This window comes from Serratia sp. EWG9 (genome assembly GCF_019913725.1).
Classification (GTDB): Bacteria; Pseudomonadota; Gammaproteobacteria; order Enterobacterales; family Enterobacteriaceae; genus Serratia; species Serratia ureilytica.
This window is the reverse complement of the sequence record NZ_JADNRO010000004.1, coordinates 233,630-252,243: the sequence shown is the minus strand read 5'-3', so window position 1 is coordinate 252,243 and position 18,614 is coordinate 233,630. Positions and strand designations below refer to the sequence as shown.

General features: G+C 50.6%; 12 protein-coding genes and 1 pseudogene. 4 read left to right on the top strand and 9 right to left on the bottom strand.

What is annotated here, in order from left to right:
- Positions 1 to 5 precede the first annotated feature (5 nt).
- The 5 genes and pseudogenes from ITX55_RS11875 to ITX55_RS24205 all read right to left on the bottom strand — a co-directional run.
- Positions 6 to 3,254: a type I restriction endonuclease subunit R gene (locus ITX55_RS11875; protein WP_197756129.1), complete on the bottom strand. Its 3,249-nt coding sequence runs from the start codon at positions 3,252 to 3,254 to the stop codon at positions 6 to 8.
- Positions 3,251 to 4,621 (bottom strand): restriction endonuclease subunit S, encoded by a 1,371-nt coding sequence (locus ITX55_RS11870; RefSeq protein WP_197756128.1) that lies wholly within the window; start codon positions 4,619 to 4,621, stop codon positions 3,251 to 3,253. Before ITX55_RS11870 ends, ITX55_RS11875 begins: the two co-directional genes overlap by 4 nt.
- The gene (locus ITX55_RS11865) at positions 4,621 to 6,981 is read right to left on the bottom strand and encodes a class I SAM-dependent DNA methyltransferase (protein WP_197756127.1); all 2,361 of its coding nucleotides are present in this window, start codon (positions 6,979 to 6,981) and stop codon (positions 4,621 to 4,623) included. Before ITX55_RS11865 ends, ITX55_RS11870 begins: the two co-directional genes overlap by 1 nt.
- Positions 6,982 to 7,253: 272 nt before the next feature.
- Positions 7,254 to 8,267 (bottom strand): restriction endonuclease, encoded by a 1,014-nt coding sequence (locus ITX55_RS11860; RefSeq protein WP_197756126.1) that lies wholly within the window; start codon positions 8,265 to 8,267, stop codon positions 7,254 to 7,256.
- A gap of 1,404 nt (positions 8,268 to 9,671) precedes the next feature.
- Positions 9,672 to 11,933, bottom strand: a pseudogene (locus ITX55_RS24205) (N-6 DNA methylase); the annotation flags it as partial.
- 138 nt (positions 11,934 to 12,071) lie between these two features.
- On the opposite strand from ITX55_RS24205, the gene ITX55_RS11850 reads away from it, so the two are divergent.
- Together ITX55_RS11850 and ITX55_RS11845 are read left to right on the top strand one after the other, a co-directional pair.
- Positions 12,072 to 12,572: a HigA family addiction module antitoxin gene (locus ITX55_RS11850; RefSeq protein ID WP_197756125.1), complete on the top strand. Its 501-nt coding sequence runs from the start codon at positions 12,072 to 12,074 to the stop codon at positions 12,570 to 12,572.
- A 299-nt stretch (positions 12,573 to 12,871) separates the two neighbouring features.
- Positions 12,872 to 13,030: a hypothetical protein gene (locus tag ITX55_RS11845; protein ID WP_185667901.1), complete on the top strand. Its 159-nt coding sequence runs from the start codon at positions 12,872 to 12,874 to the stop codon at positions 13,028 to 13,030.
- Here ITX55_RS11845 and ITX55_RS11840 read toward each other — a convergent pair.
- Positions 13,027 to 13,641, bottom strand: a complete 615-nt coding sequence (locus ITX55_RS11840) for a Fic family protein (protein WP_197756124.1) — start codon at positions 13,639 to 13,641, stop codon at positions 13,027 to 13,029. The genes ITX55_RS11845 and ITX55_RS11840 overlap by 4 nt on opposite strands.
- Before the next feature lie 3 nt (positions 13,642 to 13,644).
- Positions 13,645 to 14,961, bottom strand: coding sequence for a site-specific integrase (locus ITX55_RS11835; protein WP_197756123.1), 1,317 nt, complete (start codon positions 14,959 to 14,961; stop codon positions 13,645 to 13,647).
- A gap of 374 nt (positions 14,962 to 15,335) precedes the next feature.
- Between ITX55_RS11835 and aac(6') the strand changes: the two genes are divergently transcribed.
- The gene (gene aac(6'), locus ITX55_RS11830) at positions 15,336 to 15,776 is read left to right on the top strand and encodes an aminoglycoside 6'-N-acetyltransferase (protein ID WP_147838576.1); all 441 of its coding nucleotides are present in this window, start codon (positions 15,336 to 15,338) and stop codon (positions 15,774 to 15,776) included.
- On the opposite strand, the gene ITX55_RS11825 is transcribed toward aac(6'), so the two are convergent.
- Positions 15,777 to 16,493 (bottom strand): HPP family protein, encoded by a 717-nt coding sequence (locus tag ITX55_RS11825; protein ID WP_223085078.1) that lies wholly within the window; start codon positions 16,491 to 16,493, stop codon positions 15,777 to 15,779.
- 162 nt (positions 16,494 to 16,655) lie between these two features.
- Between ITX55_RS11825 and yfcF the strand changes: the two genes are divergently transcribed.
- Positions 16,656 to 17,291, top strand: coding sequence for a glutathione transferase (gene yfcF / locus ITX55_RS11820; RefSeq protein WP_004937171.1), 636 nt, complete (start codon positions 16,656 to 16,658; stop codon positions 17,289 to 17,291).
- A 73-nt stretch (positions 17,292 to 17,364) separates the two neighbouring features.
- Here the strand turns inward: yfcF and ITX55_RS11815 are convergent, their stop codons facing one another.
- Positions 17,365 to 18,606: an amino acid permease gene (locus ITX55_RS11815; RefSeq protein ID WP_042785408.1), complete on the bottom strand. Its 1,242-nt coding sequence runs from the start codon at positions 18,604 to 18,606 to the stop codon at positions 17,365 to 17,367.
- Between the last annotated feature and the right edge of the window lie 8 nt (positions 18,607 to 18,614).

The following is an 18,614-nucleotide window of genomic DNA, read 5'->3' as shown; positions in this document are numbered from 1 at the left end:
AACAATTAAGCCCCTTTCAACATATCAAACACCACGCGGGCAAAGCCCTTCGCCAGTTCAGGATTAGAGAGATATTGCACCATCATCTCCTGCTGGGCTTCGTTGCTGTCCATGACGGCATCATCAATCGCCTTCGGGAAATCGCCCAGCATCGCCTGTTCGCGCGTATTGTTCGCGATCTGGGTCATCACCGCCTGATTTTCTGACAGCTTGTCGCGCACCGCAAAGGCATAATTGATCATGTCTTTATCGGTCAGATTATCGGTGACAAAAAGCTCATTCAGACGAGCCAGGATATTTGAAAGAAACTCCTCTTTCTTGTCCTTTGGTTTCGCCGTTCCGACATCATTACCCGGTTTGATTTTGTATTCTTCAGCATCCTCTTGCAGCTTCAGGTGCTGTTCGTGGAGTTTGGACAGGCGGTAATGGCTCATCTCCACGTTGCTTAAATCAATTTCATCTTCTTCAATACGCTGTTCATGCAGTAACGGACGCAAATGGCGAGCAAAGAGACTCAGCTTTTCAAGGTTCTTGTCGTCATAATCGACGATTTGCGACATAAACTCGTAAAAGCGGACAAAGCTGCCGAGATCTTTCTTGAAGATATCCAGCTTACTTTTTTCTTTCTCGCAGTCCTTAAAGGTGTTTTCCGCATTGGTGATCAGCACAACATCACCGGTCTTCTTGGTGCGTTCAAACATCTCTTTAGCCAGCACATAGGCATCTATTGCCGAAGTGTAGCGATGCTTCCAGCGCTCCACCGCAGGTTTGCAGATATTGCTGATGGCAGCGTTGGATCTGTTTTTGCTGAAGAACGCCTCACAGAACTGCTCTACTTCGTTCCACAGGAAAATACCGCTGGTGCGCAGCTTTTCATAAAGCTCAAAGACCAACTGCGGATCGCTAACATCCGTCAGTTCCGCTGTCTGATAGTACGGCTGGAAAGCCCCCAAAATTTCGTCAGGTTCGTTGTAGAAATCGAGCACAAACGTGCCGGACTGTGCCTTCCCAGGATAGGTACGGTTCAGGCGCGAAAGCGTCTGTACGCATTCCACGCCGCCCAGCTTTTTATCCACATACATGGCACAGAGCTTAGGCTGATCAAAACCGGTCTGGAATTTGTTGGCCACCAGCATCACCTGGTAGTCGTCGGTATCAAACGCTGTACGCATATCCCGGCCTTTCAGGCCTGGATTCATATTGATCTCGGTGAATTTCTGGTTGAGCAGCGCAAGGCTGTTGTGGTCATCCTCATGGAATTCCACTTGCCCGGAGAACGCCACCATCGCGCTGATCTTGTCGTACTTTTGCTCGGCGATGTATTTATCGAACGCCAGCTTGTAGCGTACCGCCGCTTTACGCGAACTCGTCACCACCATCGCTTTTGCCTGACCGGCCAGTAAGTGCATCACATGCTTGCGGAAGTGCTCTACGATCACCTTCACTTTCTGCGACACGTTATGATCGTGCAGCGACACCCACTGGTTTAGTTTGATTTTCGCTTTCTTGCTGTCCACTTCCCGATCAGGATCGTCCAGTTTTTGCAGCAGCTTGTACGCCACTTTGTAGTTGGTGTAGTTCTTCAGCACATCAAGAATAAAGCCTTCTTCGATGGCCTGACGCATGGAATAAACGTGGAACGCTTCCGGTTTGTTCGTTTTCGATGCCGGTTCCTGCGGGTTAGGACGACGGCCAAACAGCTCCAGCGTTTTGGCCTTCGGCGTGGCGGTGAAGGCGTAATAGTTGAGATTGCTGCTGCCTTTACGCGCCGCGACGGTAGCATCCAGAATATCTTCTGAAGACATCTCCACATCATCATCCGCCTCTTCGGTCATCAGCACTTCTTTCAGCTGACGCGCCGTAGAACCGCTCTGCGAGGAGTGCGCTTCATCGGCAATCACCGCATATTTACGCTGCTTGAGGCTGACGCTGTTTTCAATCGCCTTCAGGACAAACGGGAATGTCTGGATGGTAACGATAATGATCGGCTGCGAGTTTTCCAGCGCGCTCGCCAGCTTCTCCGATTTAGAGCCGTCGCCCTCTTTATTATTGATACGCCCGACCACGCCGTCCTGATGTTCAAACTGATAGATGGTGTCCTGCAGCTGATCGTCAAGCACGGTGCGATCCGTCACCACAATCACCGAGTGAAACTGCTTCTCGCCATTTTCATCGTACAGTCGGGAAAGTTGGTGGGCCGTCCATGCGATAGAGTTCGATTTGCCCGACCCCGCGCTGTGCTGGATCAGATATTTATTGCCGGTCCCCTCCACCGTGGCAGCGGTGATCAGTTTGTTCACCACGTCCCACTGGTGATAGCGTGGGAAAATCAGGCTCTCGCTTTTGTACTTCAGGCCAATGGCATTTTCTTTTTCGACGATTTGCAGGTGCACAAAGCTCGCAAGAATTTTCAGCAGATTGTCCGGCAGCAGCACCTCATTCCACAGGTAGCTGGTGGCGTAGTCGTTGGCATCTTCCGGGATGCCGTTCCCCGCACCGCCGTCATGGGTACCTTTGTTAAACGGCAGGAAGAAGGTTTTATCGCCCTCGAGCTTGGTCGCCATAAACACTTCGTACTGGCTGACGGCAAAGTGCACCAGCGCGCCGCGTTTGAAAGTCAGCAGCGGCTCAGGCTTATTGGTGCCGGGATCTTTCGGCAGACGCGTTTTCTTGTATTGCGTAATGGCGTTTTGTACCGCCTGCTTAAATTCAGACTTCAGTTCCAGCGTCGCCACTGGCAGGCCATTGACGAACAGCACCAGGTCGATACGCCATTTCTTTGCCTTAACACCCGTTTCTTCAAATGCAGCGTTCGACGCATGAGGGCTGTAAACCAGCTCCGGCACGATGCGGCAGATATTCTGTTTGTAACGCGTCAGGGTTTCTGGATTGAGATTATGCTCCGGCTTAAACTGGCACAGGGAAAAACGTGCATTATGGCTTTTGATACCGTGACGCAGCACGCCGAGGATGCCATAAGTGCGCGAAAGCATATTGGTAGCGTTGATGTCCGCTTTTTTCAGCTGTGCCACCAGCGCATCGAGGAAATGACGTTCGGTGTCGGTAGGATAAATTTTGGCAAACTTCTCCCACTCCTGCGGCTGCGTGGTCTGCACAAAGGCCAGTGCATCCTGCGAGTACAGCGCACGTTCGCGATCGTAGCCGTCGGTTTTGCCACATATCCAGCCTTTGGCCTCCATCTGAGCAATCATCTCATTCTGAAAAATCAGCTCTTTGGTGCTGTCCATGCTCATGCGGTGACCTCCTGAGGTACCTCTGCGTCGTTAAGGGCGGGTGCGACCCAGTCGCGGACGTCAATTTTTCCTGTGACAGCGGCGGAGATCAGGGCGGTGCGGCGTTCTTGTAATAGGGCAATAACCGAATCGGCCCTTTCTACAAGCATTTCTATTTGAGGTAGATGGCAATCTAAATAACTTACAATTTCTTTTTGCTCAGATAGTGGTGGTACCAGTATTTTAAATTTTCTAACAATATCTGCATTTAAGTTCATTTGGCTTGTTTCATTACCACCGTCACGAATTGCATGATAGCCAGCAATAAAAAACAATCTTAAATATACATTCAGGAGTGTTTCACTTGGGGAAATTGCAACACATGCCTGATTGTAAGTCGCACTAATATCTAATATTGCAACCCTTCCCCTTGTAATTCCTTGCCCATACATGGCCATTAATAATGTCCCAGGAGGAGAAAGGCGAACAGAAGTATTTTTTACAGCCTCCCAGGTTATTTTCTCTTCGGAAGAACATATGTTATTGTAATTAACCTCTCCGGTTTTAATCCAAGCAATCTCTCCGTTCCAGTATTTAGAATTTGAACGGTCAGGAGTTGCTCCCGTATTGAGTGAGCTATAGTAACCAAGGCTAGATACTTTCCAGTGTTCCGGTACTTCCCCCAACCACTCAACACCAGAATCTTTCATCGGCACATCAGGATTTAACCCTTTTGTGACGGCATAACTAATCACCGCCTGACGTTTTTCTTTCAGTAGTTCAATCAGTTGCTGTTGCTTCTCGATCAGGTTATCGATTTTTGCGGTTTCGTGATCGAGGAAATCTACTATTATTGATTGCTCTTTTTTACTTGGAAGCCCAAATTTAAAATTATTTAGAACTTCTGAAGGTACCCTCTTCAATCCACCAGCACCGGTCATAGCACCTTCAGCTATGGACATGAAGTTATCTTCCTGAAGACGATAAAATAAAAAATCATTGTCTATAATATCATTGCAACGTAAAACATAAATTTCAGAAGAGCCAAATCCTATGCCATTGTTCAAATCATGCGCAACGACCATGTTTTTATTTTCGAAGCATGGTGTGACTTTTGCAATTAGGATGTCTTCATTTTCAAAATATGTATATCCATTATATACATCGGTAACATCTTTTATTTCATCTAAACATAAGGAATTGAATTTGAGCTTTTCCATCGGAATGAAGCTACACATCCCTTTCATTTTTTCTACGCTAATGTATGATTTAGAAGGATTTAATTGAGCAACATGTTTTATTGCTAGCGTTGTCCAATGAGCTGGAAGTTCCCCCAACCACTCAACCCCAGACTCCTTATACTCCGGATACGCCTTATACTTAGCCATCAGGAATGTACCTCCTGCAGCAGCTTCATAATCTCGGCGCTGACCGCGTCCAGATCGGCATCAATCTCTTCTAACGGGCGCGGTGGCTGATAGACGTAGAAATGGCGGTTAAACGGGATCTCGTAACCGACAATCCCTACCTCGCCATCTTTCGCATCGCGCTTATCGGCGTTGATCCACGCGTCATTCACGTGTGGCAGCACTTCAGACTCGAAATAGTTTTCAATCAGGTCGCTGGTAGATACTGCTGGATTCAGCGGCACATTCTCGTTATCGCGCAGCTCCCCGTCCTGCTCAAACTCAACAACCTTGCCTTTGTATTCAAACGCACCGTACAGCGGCTGAGCCGCTTCTTTCAGCGCCTTTTTCACCACCGGCTCGGCATCCCGGTTTTTGATGGTGATGGCCTCGATAAACTGCTTATTCTCTTTCGCGTCCAGCTTCACGCCAGCCGCTTTGATGGCCCCTTTCAGGGTTAGCTGGAACTGGTTAAAGTCATTGCTTACCAGCGTTTTGCCACCCGCCTGCGTACCCAGAGCCGTCTGAATCTGCTGTGCCTTTTCCATTAACTCACGCTGCGCCAGCCACAGTTTGCTGTCGAGCAGGTCTTTGATCTGCTTCTCTTTCAGCTCGGCAAATTCGGCTTTGATGATGGCGCGCGCTTCTGCTTCCAGTTCGGAGAAATCACCGTAGTTATCCGCCTGCCACTGGGATGCGAACTCTTCATACAGACGTTCCATCGGCGCGTTAAACGGCTTCGGCGCAAAGCGCAGAGCCGCAATCGCTTCATCTGTCACCTGAGCGGATAACCGCAGCGGACGTTCAATGGTCAGGCGACGATAGCCAAAGTCGGTACTGTTAAAGATTTTACTGGCGAAGGTTTTCGGCGCTTCGGTTTTGGCGGTGGCAGGTTGGCGGCCACGGTTAGACTTTTGCTCGGCGGCTTTTTCCAGACCCAGTTCTTCCAGTGTTGTGACATCCACCATCTTAAAATCGCCAAAGGTCTGGGTGATCAGTTTAATATCGTCTTCGCCCATCAGGTTACGCTTGGAACCCAGTGATTTACGCATTTTGCCGCACAGGTTGGTGCCATCAATCAGTTGTACTTTTCCTTTACGCTCAGGCGCTTTCTTGTTGGAGAGGATCCAGACGTAGGTGGCAATGCCGGTGTTGTAGAACATGTCCGTTGGTAGCGCGACGATGCCTTCCAGCAAATCGGCTTCCAGAATGTAGCGTCGAATTTCACTCTCACCGCTGCCCGCACCACCGGTAAACAGTGGCGAGCCGTTAAGGATAACCCCGATACGCCCACCGTTGCTCACGGTGCCATCCACATTATGGCTATCGCGCATTTTGCTGATCAGGTGCATCAGGAACAGCAGCGAACCGTCGGAAACACGCGGCAGGCCCGGGCCAAATCGACCATTAAAGCCTTTCTGCGTATGTTCGTCGTTAATCTCGCCCTCGATCTTCTTCCAGTCGACGCCAAACGGTGGGTTAGAGAGCATGTAGTCGAACTGGTCCTGCGGTAACTGGTCGTTAGAGAGGGTGTTACCCAGCTTAATGCGGCTGACGTCCTGACCTTTGATAAGCATATCGGCTTTACAGATAGCGTAAGACTCTGGGTTCAGCTCCTGGCCAAAGGCACGCATGACCGCGTTAGGGTTCAGCTCATGCACATATTCCATGCCCGCAGAAAGGAAGCCGCCTGTCCCGGCCGTCGGGTCATAAATGGTGCGGATGATACCGGGCTGCGTCAGGGCTTCATCATCTTCCATAAACACCAGCGAGGTGGTCAGGCGCACGATATCGCGTGGGGTGAAGTGTTCACCAGCGGTCTCGTTAGAGCTTTCCGCAAAACGACGGATAAGTTCTTCAAACACCAGGCCCATTTCATAGTTGGAAATGGCCTTCGGGCTAAGGTCGGTAGTGGCGAATTTCTTCACCACTTTGAACAGCAGATTGGCGTCTTCCAGCAGGCCGACAAACTCACTGAATTTGAAGTGCTCGAAGATTTCACGTGCATCCGGTGAAAACGCCTGTACGTAGCTTTCCAGGTTGGCTTTGATGTCGTTCTGTCCCATCTTGCCCAGATCCATCTTCGAGGTATTGAAGAAGGAGAGCCCACTGGCGCGCAGCAGAAACTTCTCTTTGGCATCTACCGGCAGCGGGCTGGTTTTTAATTCATCATATTTCGCCACCACCGCATCTTTGGTCTCTGCCAGCACACATTCAAGGCGGCGCAGCAGCGTAAAGGGAAGGATCACGCGCCCGTACTGCGACTGTTTAAAATCACCGCGCAGCAAATCAGCTACCGACCAGATAAACGCAGCCGTTTGAGAAAAGTTAGTGTTAGTCATGAAGCCCTCGGAAGAGATCGCAGCCCTGGAGCAAAATGCTCAGGCAAAAATTCAGTTTTGGAATGCAATGCGCAAAATAATACCTGCTACAGGGACTATCGCAACCGATATGGGACAAAGAAATGAATACTGCTATTGAGAAACAGTTGAGGAGAGCGGTAGCTGTGCCGGGTTAATGTCCATCTACATTCAATGAGACTCATAAACGCCAAATGCCAGACAAAAAAGCCGCCCTGAAGCGACTTAATCTTGCAACTTAATTGCCGTAGAAGCTAATTTTTGGCAGGAATATAGGTTTTCTTGAGAGGCACCAGCAGCTTAGTATCAATATCGACCTGCTCATAGTTTTCGATAAGCGCTCTGACAAGGTCATCCAGCGTCCAGAGCGTCAGCGGTATCGTCGAGCGATCGGCTTCATATCGAGCATCCTTTGTAAAGCCGCCAGTACTAACATAAAGCCCACGATCGTCTTTATGACGGCCGCCAATAAAACTGCGGATTTGCTGACTTCCCATCTGTTCTCTGCGGTGCTTTACCTCAACGATAATACGCGGATTTTCAAAACCAAATCCATCAGGTGAAGCGATGATGTCTTTACCACGATCGGCTCCTGCGGGTGACATCTGAGTTTTATACCCCATACTGCGTAAGACTCCGGCGACAAGGTCCTGCATCTCATCCCAGTCGAGTGAGTTGATTCGATCTTTAATCCCCTCAAATGCAAGCATTTCCATATCACGAAGCGGATCTGAAACAACTTCATCCTCATCCATTGGAACTGAATTCTGAGTAATAACGTCAACTGTGGGTTTCTTATCCTGTAACAGCTCTACTAACGCATACTCTGGTAGCTGGAAAACCGTCAGCGTAGAGCCCAGTGTATTTTTAGTAGCAACAGACAATCGATCGCGGTCGATTTCTTCATTATTCCATTTAACCTGGCGAACGATTCCCATACCTTCTTCCACCCATTCAGGATGGTATTGAAAGTCGGAAGTAACTTTGCCTAACAGATAAGTACGATTGGCTGGCGAATAGGTAATAACCCAATCACCCTTTTGAATTTCATTCACAAAACGCCAGACCTGCGATGCACCAGAACGAGCGCTACCCAACTTAATCAAAGGGTCTGCTTCCTGATACAAGGTGAGTAACTGAGGTCGGGACAGGCCGGGTTTGACTAAAGGAGCCAGTTGAGACCAACCAATACCTACGATTTGTTTATCGCGAAAATCGTCGTAGAGTTTGCCGCCATCGCCGCGAATCATCCACATTCTGTTGCCCATACCTGTCCCTTATGCGGAAAAGAAATTTTGCTGGATCATAAGCTTGTTAGCTGCAGGCGTCAAAACTCATTACAGCGGATACCCAGACATCCAAGAATTTATACTAGAATAATTATTTTAAATGATTCACCCTAGGCTATCCGTAATAATATTTTGATCGAGAAATGTGTAAGTTGTCACATTAGGATAAGGACAAACAAAACGAATATTATCGTCAAAAATGTCACTATAGAAGTAAAAACCCATTATATCACTTTCGGGTAAAATTTCTCTCATGACCATTAAAGGAAACATTTTGGTTACGCTTATATTTTCATTGACTGCTAAATCACCATGTGCAAGATATAGCTCTCCAGAGATCATAGGTTCAGAAGTCTTGAATTGCGTAGTTTTACTCGGATTAATCCCTAACCCTTTAAGAATCTCAACTTCATTCAAAAACCCACTTCCATCGAATTTTGCTTGAATTGGTTTTATAAGAGTGGTCACTTCAAAAAACTCTCGACATTCAAGTTGCATACGATTAACTAAACGCTCAATAACCTCTTTCGTTGAATTTACAGCTGTAGCAGAGGGCAATCCTCTATGATAAATATCATTTCTTAGCTCAGTGGCTTCACGGAGAATGTTTACAATCTCGTCACTACATATCAAACTAACGTTACCATCACTTAAATCAAATCTATTTTTATAGTCTTTAATTCGATTATGACTAAAGGCCATTGTAATATCTGGCAAGTCTTTTTTCTTTTTACAAAAACATTCTTTTGACGGCTTTTTATGCCCAAAAACAAATGAAACAAAATACAAGCCAAGATATTCAAAAAACTTGATAAGAGACTCACATCGTTCTCTATTATTAAATTTTGACTCTACTAACTCCCACAGGATGGCTAAAGGTGTAGGCAACATCGCTGAGAATTCTTGTTCATATCTATGCACAACACTTTGATATGGTAGTAATTGTTGTTGTGCCGAGATAAAATTTGAAAAAACAGATTTTTTAAGTAACGAGACTCGAGCTAACACTGCCTCACACTCATTCCAAACCTCTATTAACCCTGACTGATTACCTACGGTTGGAAGCGAGAATCTCGCATTTAACCATGCAAACATTGATATATTTCTTGAATATATAGAAGATGCTTTGAAATTATTTTTAAGCCAATCCAAACCTTCTTCCTGTTGTAAAAATATATTATAAAACTCAGGAATGAGAGTTTCATTGTGAAAATCAAAGCGAATTGGATTGAGAGCAATTCTCTTTTCACTTAAGGAAGAAAATTCATTTACCCTTCCAGTTAATTGATCCAATACATAAAACCCAGAGTTGTTTATTTTCACTATTTCTTTTAAACGAACCGATTTTCCTTGAAGAAGCTTATCTCTGTAGTGTTTTCGTTGAAAACAGGAATGAAAGTTGATCTCATAACCAACTATTCCGACATTATTATCTTTATTATCTTGCTTTTCAGCATTAATCCAAGAATCAGCCACCAGTGGCAGCACTTCAGCTTTGAAGTAGTTTTCAATCAGGTCGATGGTGGATACCGCCGGGTTCAGCGGCACGTTCTCGTTATCACGCAGGTCTCCGTCCTGCTCAAACTCAACTACTTTACCTTTGTATTCAAACGCACCGTACAGCGGCTGAGCCGCTTCTTTCAGCATCTTCTTCACCACCGGTTCGGCATCCGGGTTTTTGGTGGTGATAGCGTCGATAAACTGCTTATTCTCTTTCGCATCCAGCTTCACGCCAGCCGTTTTGATAGCCCCTTTCAGGGTTAGCTGGAACTGGTTAAAGTCATTGCTCACCAGCGTTTTACCACCCGCCTGCGCACCCAACGCTGCCTGAATCTGCTGTGCCTTTTCCATCAATCCGCGATGTGCCAGCCACAGTTTGCTGTCGAGCAGGTCTTTAATCTGCTTCTCTTTCAGCTCGGAAAATTCAGCTTTGATGATGGCGCGCGCTTCGGCTTCCAGTTCGGAGAAATCACCATAGGTGTCATCCTGCCACTGGGATGCGAACTCTTCATACAGACGTTCCATCGGCGCGTTAAACGGCTTCGGTGCAAAGCGCAGAGTCGCAATCGCCTCATCTGTCACCTGTGCAGATAACCGTAGCGGGCGTTCAATGGTCAGGCGACGATAGCCAAAGTCGGTACTGTTGAAGATTTTGCTGGCGAAGGTTTTCGGCACTTCGGTTTTTGCGGTGGCAGGTTGGCGGCCACGACTGGATTTTTGCTCAGCGGCTTTTTCCAGACCAAGCTCTTCCAGAGTTGTTGCATCCACTACCTTAAAATCACCGAAGGTCTGGGTAATAAGCTTAATATCGTCTTCGCCCATCAGGTTACGCTTGGAACCCAGCGATTTACGCATTTTGCCGCACAAATTGGTGCCATCAATCAGCTGTACTTTGCCCTTACGCTCAGGCGCTTTCTTGTTGGAGAGGATCCAGACATAGGTGGCAATGCCGGTGTTGTAGAACATGTCCGTTGGTAGCGCGACGATGCCTTCCAGCAAATCGGCTTCCAGAATGTAGCGACGGATTTCACTTTCACCGCTGCCCGCACCGCCGGTAAACAGTGGCGAACCGTTAAGGATAATCCCGATACGCCCACCGTTGCTTACTGTGCCATCCACATTGTGGTTGTCGCGCATTTTGCTGATCAGGTGCATCAGGAACAGCAGCGAGCCGTCGGAGACGCGCGGCAGGCCCGGGCCAAATCGACCATTAAAGCCTTTCTGCGTATGTTCGTCGTTAATCTCGCCCTCGATCTTCTTCCAGTCGACGCCAAACGGTGGGTTAGAGAGCATGTAGTCGAACTGGTCCTGCGGTAACTGGTCGTTAGAGAGGGTGTTACCCAGCTTAATGCGGCTGACGTCCTGACCTTTGATAAGCATATCGGCTTTACAGATAGCGTAAGACTCTGGGTTCAGCTCCTGGCCAAAGGCACGCATGACCGCGTTAGGGTTCAGCTCATGCACATATTCCATGCCCGCAGAAAGGAAGCCGCCGGTTCCGGCCGTCGGGTCGTAAATGGTGCGGATGATACCGTCCTGCGTCAGCGCTTCATCATCTTCCATAAACACCAGCGAAGTGGTCAGACGCACGATATCGCGGGGGGTAAAGTGCTCACCAGCAGTCTCGTTGGAACCTTCCGCAAAACGACGGATAAGTTCTTCAAACACCAGGCCCATTTCATAGTTGGAAATGGCCTTCGGGCTGAGATCGGTAGTGGCGAATTTCTTCACCACTTTGAACAGCAGGTTGGCATCTTCCAGCAGGCCGACAAACTCACTGAATTTGAAGTGTTCGAAGATCTCACGCGCGTCTGGGGAAAATGCCTGTACGTAGCTTTCCAGGTTGGCTTTGATGTCGTTCTGTTCCATCTTGCCCAGATCCATCTTCGAGGTATTGAAGAAGGAGAGCCCACTGGCGCGCAGCAGAAACTTCTCTTTGGCATCTTCCGGCAGTGGGCTGGTTTTTAATTCATCATATTTCGCCACCACCGCATCTTTGGTCTCCGCTAACACACATTCAAGGCGGCGCAGCAGCGTAAAGGGAAGGATCACGCGCCCGTACTGCGACTGTTTGAAATCACTACGCAGCAAATCGGCCACCGACCAGATAAACGCAGCCGTTTGAGAAAAGTTAGTGTTCGTCATGAAACCCTCGGAGGAGATTGCAGCCATGGAGCAAAATGCTCGGATAAAAATTCAATTTTGGAATGCAGTGCGCAAAATAATACCTGCTACAGGGACTATCGCAAACGATACGGGACAAAGAAATGAACGGTGGCCAGAATGAGCGCGTTACCCACGTCCTGCACTCATCAGTTACAGGTTAGAATGGCGCAAAACCCCATTTCTGATGACCAGGCTGGGCACCAGAACACGCTTGTAAATGGAACCATCGTCATGCCAACTGATTATGCCTACGAACGGGCCCGCAAGGCTAAGCGCAGAGCACTACGCTCCTGCTCTCGCTGGATGCAAGGCTACGAAAATCTGCAAAGCCCTCTCCCTGCAGAAAGAATCAGAGGGATTCTTGCCCTGAATGAAATAACGCTGACCACTTTCGCCAGAGCGATGAACATGAGTCTTTCGGCCTGCCATTATCTGGTGTATGGCAGCTCGCGGATCACGCCAGAAACCGCTGTTCGGCTCAGCTATGTATTAGGCGGAACGCCCGAGCACTGGTTGAAAATGCAAAATGATTATGAATTGCTGCAGATCAAAGTGGATAAACGCTCACTGTCACGTCTAGTTGCAACGATATTTAATCCAAATAAATCATATAGTTGAAAGTAAATCACTGAGCAAAAACATGATGATCATTTTCCAAAGTGATCATCAAAAACCACCGAAAAAACCAATACAAAAAATGATCCCCACCTGCCAGCCCTTGCTGTGACTGGCTTTAGCCGTAGTGATCACGTTTCACCGGATGTGAAAGACGCGACCAGATGCATTTTTTTGCGAATGGCCAGGGTGATTGTATTAGTCAAACCACTACTGAGGGTTCTCTAATCCATCTACCATCCCCTCTTGTGGGTAGTATCAGGGCGAACTAGAATGTAGGCATCAACTACGAGGCTCTACCCATGACAAAGAAAACGGCACTTCCAGTCGTCACTAAAACGCAGCTCTTCCGCACCGTAGCCAGCTCTACTGCAATTGAAACCGGCGTTTCTGTGGAGAAAATCGAGAAGCAGCTCAAGCGCTTTCAGGCACAGGCCAAAGCGGTTGGCTTGGCTCGTTAATCAGGAAGAATATCGCTAACCAACCGGATCATGGGGGCAAAGTTACCTGATACACCAGCCTGAATCGCCTTGAAGTAAAATGCTTTATGCTCATCCCATAAGCTGTAATCCAGCACCCCAACACCCGCCTGAACCGCCAGTACATCAAAAAGTAAACGCGACAAACGCCCGTTACCTTCCCGAAAGGGATGGATCAAAATAAATTCCACGTGGCATTCCGCCAAAAAACCAGCCAGCTCGGCGCGAGGCAGTGTGTTCAATACCGCGAAGCGAGAAAGGTATTGTTTTTCAAAGCCAGCAATCAGCAATGGGATCCTGTCCGCAGCAGCAAACTGAAACCCATCTTTTGCAAGGTTCGCGTTACGGAACTTTCCAGCCCAGTCGTAGACATTACCTAACCATTTGCGGTGCCACTCGCGAATATGCTCAAACCTCAAGGTTGCTGGTGATCGCTGGCTGATAAATAGCTGCTCATACAACATGAGCAGCAGCCCTGATTCCAATGCATCCATTTCAGCCACGTCGATAATGTCCAGCTTGTTCGCTAAAACCAAATCGCCAGAGCCCGGCTGATACCGCTCTTCTGCTGAATTAAGCTCATATTTTGACAAGCATTACCTCCGCCCTAACAAGTTCACGACATTGTGTTCCTGCTGTCGTTGATAGGAATTGATCCTGTCTTCCCAAATCTCAAGCGCCCTGCGCTTTTCAGACAGATAATCATAACGGTCATAGTGTTTCGAGCTGACATCATTCAAAGCATGATTCTGGATACGGTCACGGATCTCTTTGCTGATTCCTGCTTCCCCCATCAGCGTTTTACAGGTACGACGCAAATCGCGGGCGGTGAAGACCTTAAACTCCGGATTGAACGCGCGGAAATACATGATGGAACGTGCCAGGCTATCAGTACGCACTGGCCGCTCACCGTTGGTTGATAGCGGGAAAATATAGGGACTATGACTTTCCTTAGTCAGCTCTTTCACCGAGGCTAATTCTTGTAATGCCGATTCAGTCAACGGGATCAGGTGCTCACGCTTGGTTTTCGATACATCAGCTATGACTAGTAACGTCTTTTGCTGCCAGTCGATCGCACTCCATTGACTGGCAATCATTTCGAATGGACGCTGACCACCAGCGTATACGCAGAAGCGAATCAGATGTTGCATCAATGGCCCAACATTGGTGGCCTGTGCGAACTCCTCCATGACAAAGCGCAGTTCTTCCAGCGATAGCCATGTATCACCCACTTTTTCCGCCGAAGACTGCTTCGGTATAGCCGAAACCGGGTTAACTTCAAGACCGAACGTGATACCCACACTGGTATTCATCGGATCGTTATCCGCTTTCAGACCATAATTAAACGCGGCCATCAGATACGAGCGGATACGGTTCGCGTGGACAACTGCATCTCGTTGAATGATGCCAGCCAGAATTTCTTTAACCTGTGAGGACGTGACATCCTTTGCTTTCATTTCTCGAGGGATAATTGAGTAGCACTCTTTCTCTAGCCGTTTCAACACATCAGCCCAGGTCCGCTTATTGTCGAGCTTCATCTTATTGACGTAACCATGCACCAGTTCTTCAAACGATCCCTGCGAACGATGCAGCTGCATGATGTGCTGCTCGGCCAGACGTTGTTGCTCAAGCTCTTGCTGCGGCTCTTTGCCCTCAATAAGCCATGCGCCATACTTTTTCACCAGCTCATTGGCCGTCACCAGTTTCATCTCGGGCCAGATACCCAACTGGATAAACTTCTCTTTCTTGCCTTTATCAACGTAATAGCGAAAGTAAAAAACTTTACGACCAGAAGGTTGCACTTTTACGCCAAGCCGCCCTGCGCCGCGTTGGCCGCTATTACTCCACTCATAGTAGGACGTGCTTTTAGGCTTAAGCCCGCGTATTGCCGTATCCGTTAAATGCGTTGCCACGTCATCACCTGTTCATTTTCGCTTACCTGACCCAATCAAATTTTGGGTCAGGTAATGGGTCAGGTAATGGGTCAGGTAACGATATTACTGCCGCGAACATTTACGGGCAAACAGAAACTACCACGAATAAATAACACCATGATTTATATCACATAAAATTACAAACACGCACAAATGAGAACATATAAGAAACCATGATTTTTATGACTCATAATCGCTTGGTCGTTGGTTCAAACCCAACAGGGGCCACCAAATTTTAGCTGTTTTCACAGCCTTACAAGCCATCCAGTCCGGGATGGCTTTTTTGTTTCCCGCCGCCGTGCCACACTTCCCTCTCGGCATACCTGATTTATTCCGACTCAAAAGGCCCCCGCATGATCGTCAACTGCGACCACGACAACCTCGATGCCTGGCTGGCTCTGCGCTCGGCGCTGTGGCCCACCTGCCCGCAGGAAGAACACCGCGCAGAAATGCGCGAAATATTGGCTTCGCCGCACCACACCGCGTTTATGGCGCGGGGGCTGGATGGCGTTTTTGTCGCCTTTGCCGAGGTCGCGCTACGCTACGATTATGTCAACGGCTGCGAATCGTCGCCGGTGGCGTTTTTGGAAGGGATTTATACCGTCGAACGCGCCCGCCGCCAGGGCTGGGCGGCGCGTTTGATCGCGCAGGTGCAAGAGTGGGCCAAGCAGCAGGGGTGCAGCGAGCTGGCGTCGGATACCGACATCGCCAATCTGGACTCCCAGCGCCTGCATGCGGCGCTGGGCTTTGCAGAAACGGAGCGGGTGGTGTTTTACCGCAAAACGCTGGGCTGATCAGGCGGCCTTGCTTTGCCGCTGATGCGCCAGCTGCTCGGCGCGCAGCAGGATCTCCTGCAGGTCGTCCTCGTCGATATCGAACAGATCTCCCTCCATCAGCGCCTCGTGCAGATCGGCTCGGGTGATGGCAACGGCATCGATCGGCAGATTGGCCGGCTTGGCCTCCGCCGGCGCCAGCGCGTGCGGGTAGCGTCGCCCGGCCAGGTTATTGAACAGAATGGCCAGCACCGCCAGCAGCACCGAGTTCAGCAGCACCGGGTAAAGCACAAAGTGATAGCCCATTTGGTGAATGCCGGGGCCGCCGAGGATGGCGGTCAGCGCCACCGCGCCGCCCGGCGGATGCAGGCAGCGCAGCTTGAACATCAGGCCGATGGCCACCGCCGCCGCCGCGCCGCAGGCCAGGCCCGGATCGGGGATCAGCAGACCGACGCTGACGCCCACCGTCGCCGCCAGCGCATTGCCGCCGACGATCGACCAAGGCTGCGCCAGCGGGCTGTTGGGCACGCCGAACAGCAGCACCGCCGAAGCGCCCATCGGCGCGATAAACCACAGGTTCACCTCACCCAAAATAAAGTGGCTGATCCAGCCGGCGAGCATCAGCCCCAAACCGGCACCGACGCTGGAAATCAGCATCTCTCGCTTGCCCACCGCCAGCGGGTGCGGCCACAGGCGCGCAACTCGCACTCTTACCCGTTCTATCCACTGCGTCTTCATGTTACCCGATACGGCTCAATTCACGTGTTGGCAACAAATATATCACGTCGCGCCAGCGCCGCCGTCCGCCGCGTCATAAAAGAACTTTTAGGCTAACAGATTGATTTTTAGCCTCCCCTCAACAATGATGAATGTTCCCCCCTTAACCCCGAGGAACCGCCGATGTCTCAACCGATCACCGAGCTTTATACCGACAGTGAATTTTTCAGCCCGTACGCCATGTCCGCCTTTGTCGTGCTGACGGAAAAAGGCATTCCGTTCACCGTGAAGCCGGTGGACCTGGCGAAAGAAGAGAACAAAGAGGCGGCCTACGCGGCGCTGTCGCTCACCCGCCGGGTGCCGACGCTGGCGATCGGCGAGTTCCAGCTCTCGGAGTCTTCGGCGATCGCCGAATACCTGGAAGACATCCACCCGGCCCACGCCGTATACCCGCGCGACGTGAAGCTGCGCGCCAAGGCGCGCGAGATCCAGGCCTGGCTGCGCAGCGATCTGCTGCCGATCCGCGCCGAGCGCTCGACCGAGGTGGTGTTCAACAACGGCAAGTTCCCGCCGCTGTCCGAAGCCGCGCAGGAGGCCGCGCGCAAGCTGATCGCCGCCGTAGAAAAACTGCTGAGCCACGGGCAGGACAATCTGTTCAGGGAGTGGTGCATCGCCGACACCGATCTGGCGCTGATGCTTAACCGGCTGGTGATGCACGGCGATCCGGTGCCGGAGCGAGTGCGCCACTATGCGCACAAGCAGTGGCAGCGCCCGTCGGTGCAGGCCTGGCTGGCATTGTCGGAAAAACGGCGCGCGTGAGAAAAAAATCGGCGGCCACGACGCCGCCGTTCTCAATGCCGAGAAACAACATCACTGCTTGAGGGAAGGCAAATCACCATCCAGAGGGCAGATAGCCTAACAATGAAGCGATGGCGTACACCGCGCTGGCCAGGTACAGCAACACAATGCTGATCTGCAGCAGCGGATGCGTGATCCAGTTACACTGCCAGCGTGGGGTTTGGTCGCCGTGTTTGCGCGCGCCGCGCAGGATCAGCATCGGCATGATCGACAGGATCACCCCGCTGAACACCCCGGCGAAGTAGAGCGCGTTGACGAACGACACCAGCCCGCTGTAGGCCAGCACGAACGGCGGCACCACCACCAGCAGCAGCACGCCGAAACGGCGCAGCGGCAGCTCGTCGTTGCCCAGCCTAAACTTGTCGAAAATATTGGTCAGAAAGCTGCCGCCCAATCCCCAGTACGAGGTCAGCATCGCGCACAGCGCAAAGATGTTGGCGGAGAAGAACGCCCACTGCCCCAGCGCCTGGCCCCAGGAAATGGTGGCCACGTCGGAGATGTCATCCAGCCCGCTGAGCGCAATCACCGACATCGGCACCGCCGCCAGCAAAATGAACGTCACCACCATGCCGACAATGATCGCCTTCGGCAGTTGCTCCGGTTTGTCGGCAAAGCCGCGCGCCATTTCCGGCACGATGTATTGCGCCGAGAAGCAGAACACCACCACGTTGAACACCGGCACCATATAGCGCCAGTCGCCGTCTAACAGGTTGCGCATCTGGGTGGTGTCTTTCAGCAGCGTCGCCGCCACCAGGGCGGTCAACATCACCACCATGCCGATGCTGATGAACTTCTCGCCGCGGCCAATCGCTTTCAAACCGAGGTACAGCACGCCGGCGGCGGGCACGAAGAACAGCAGGCTGCCCAGCGCCGGCGAGATGCCGAACAGCGATTGCAGCAGCTTGCCGCTGCCGGTCATATAGGCGGTGAGCGCCCCAACGCTGTTGACGCACACCGAAGCGAACATCAGCCAGGCGCCCAGGCCGCCGACGTAGCGCTTCGCCAGCCCGCTCAGCTGCAGATGCGCGCGGGTGCGCAGCGTGGATTCGGCAACGTACAGCATGGTGATGGTGGTCAGGCTTCCCACCAGCACCAGCCAGAACAGCAGCGGCAGAAAGCCGGCCTTGCTGGAGGCGTAGGCGATGGAGAGCACCCCGGCGCCGATGTTGGTGCCGACGATCATCGCCACCCCTTCGAGGAAACTTAACGATTTGGCGGGTGCAGGTGCTCGCACCCCGGCGGCAAGCGCCGGAGAAACAGAGATATTATCAGACATGCATCATC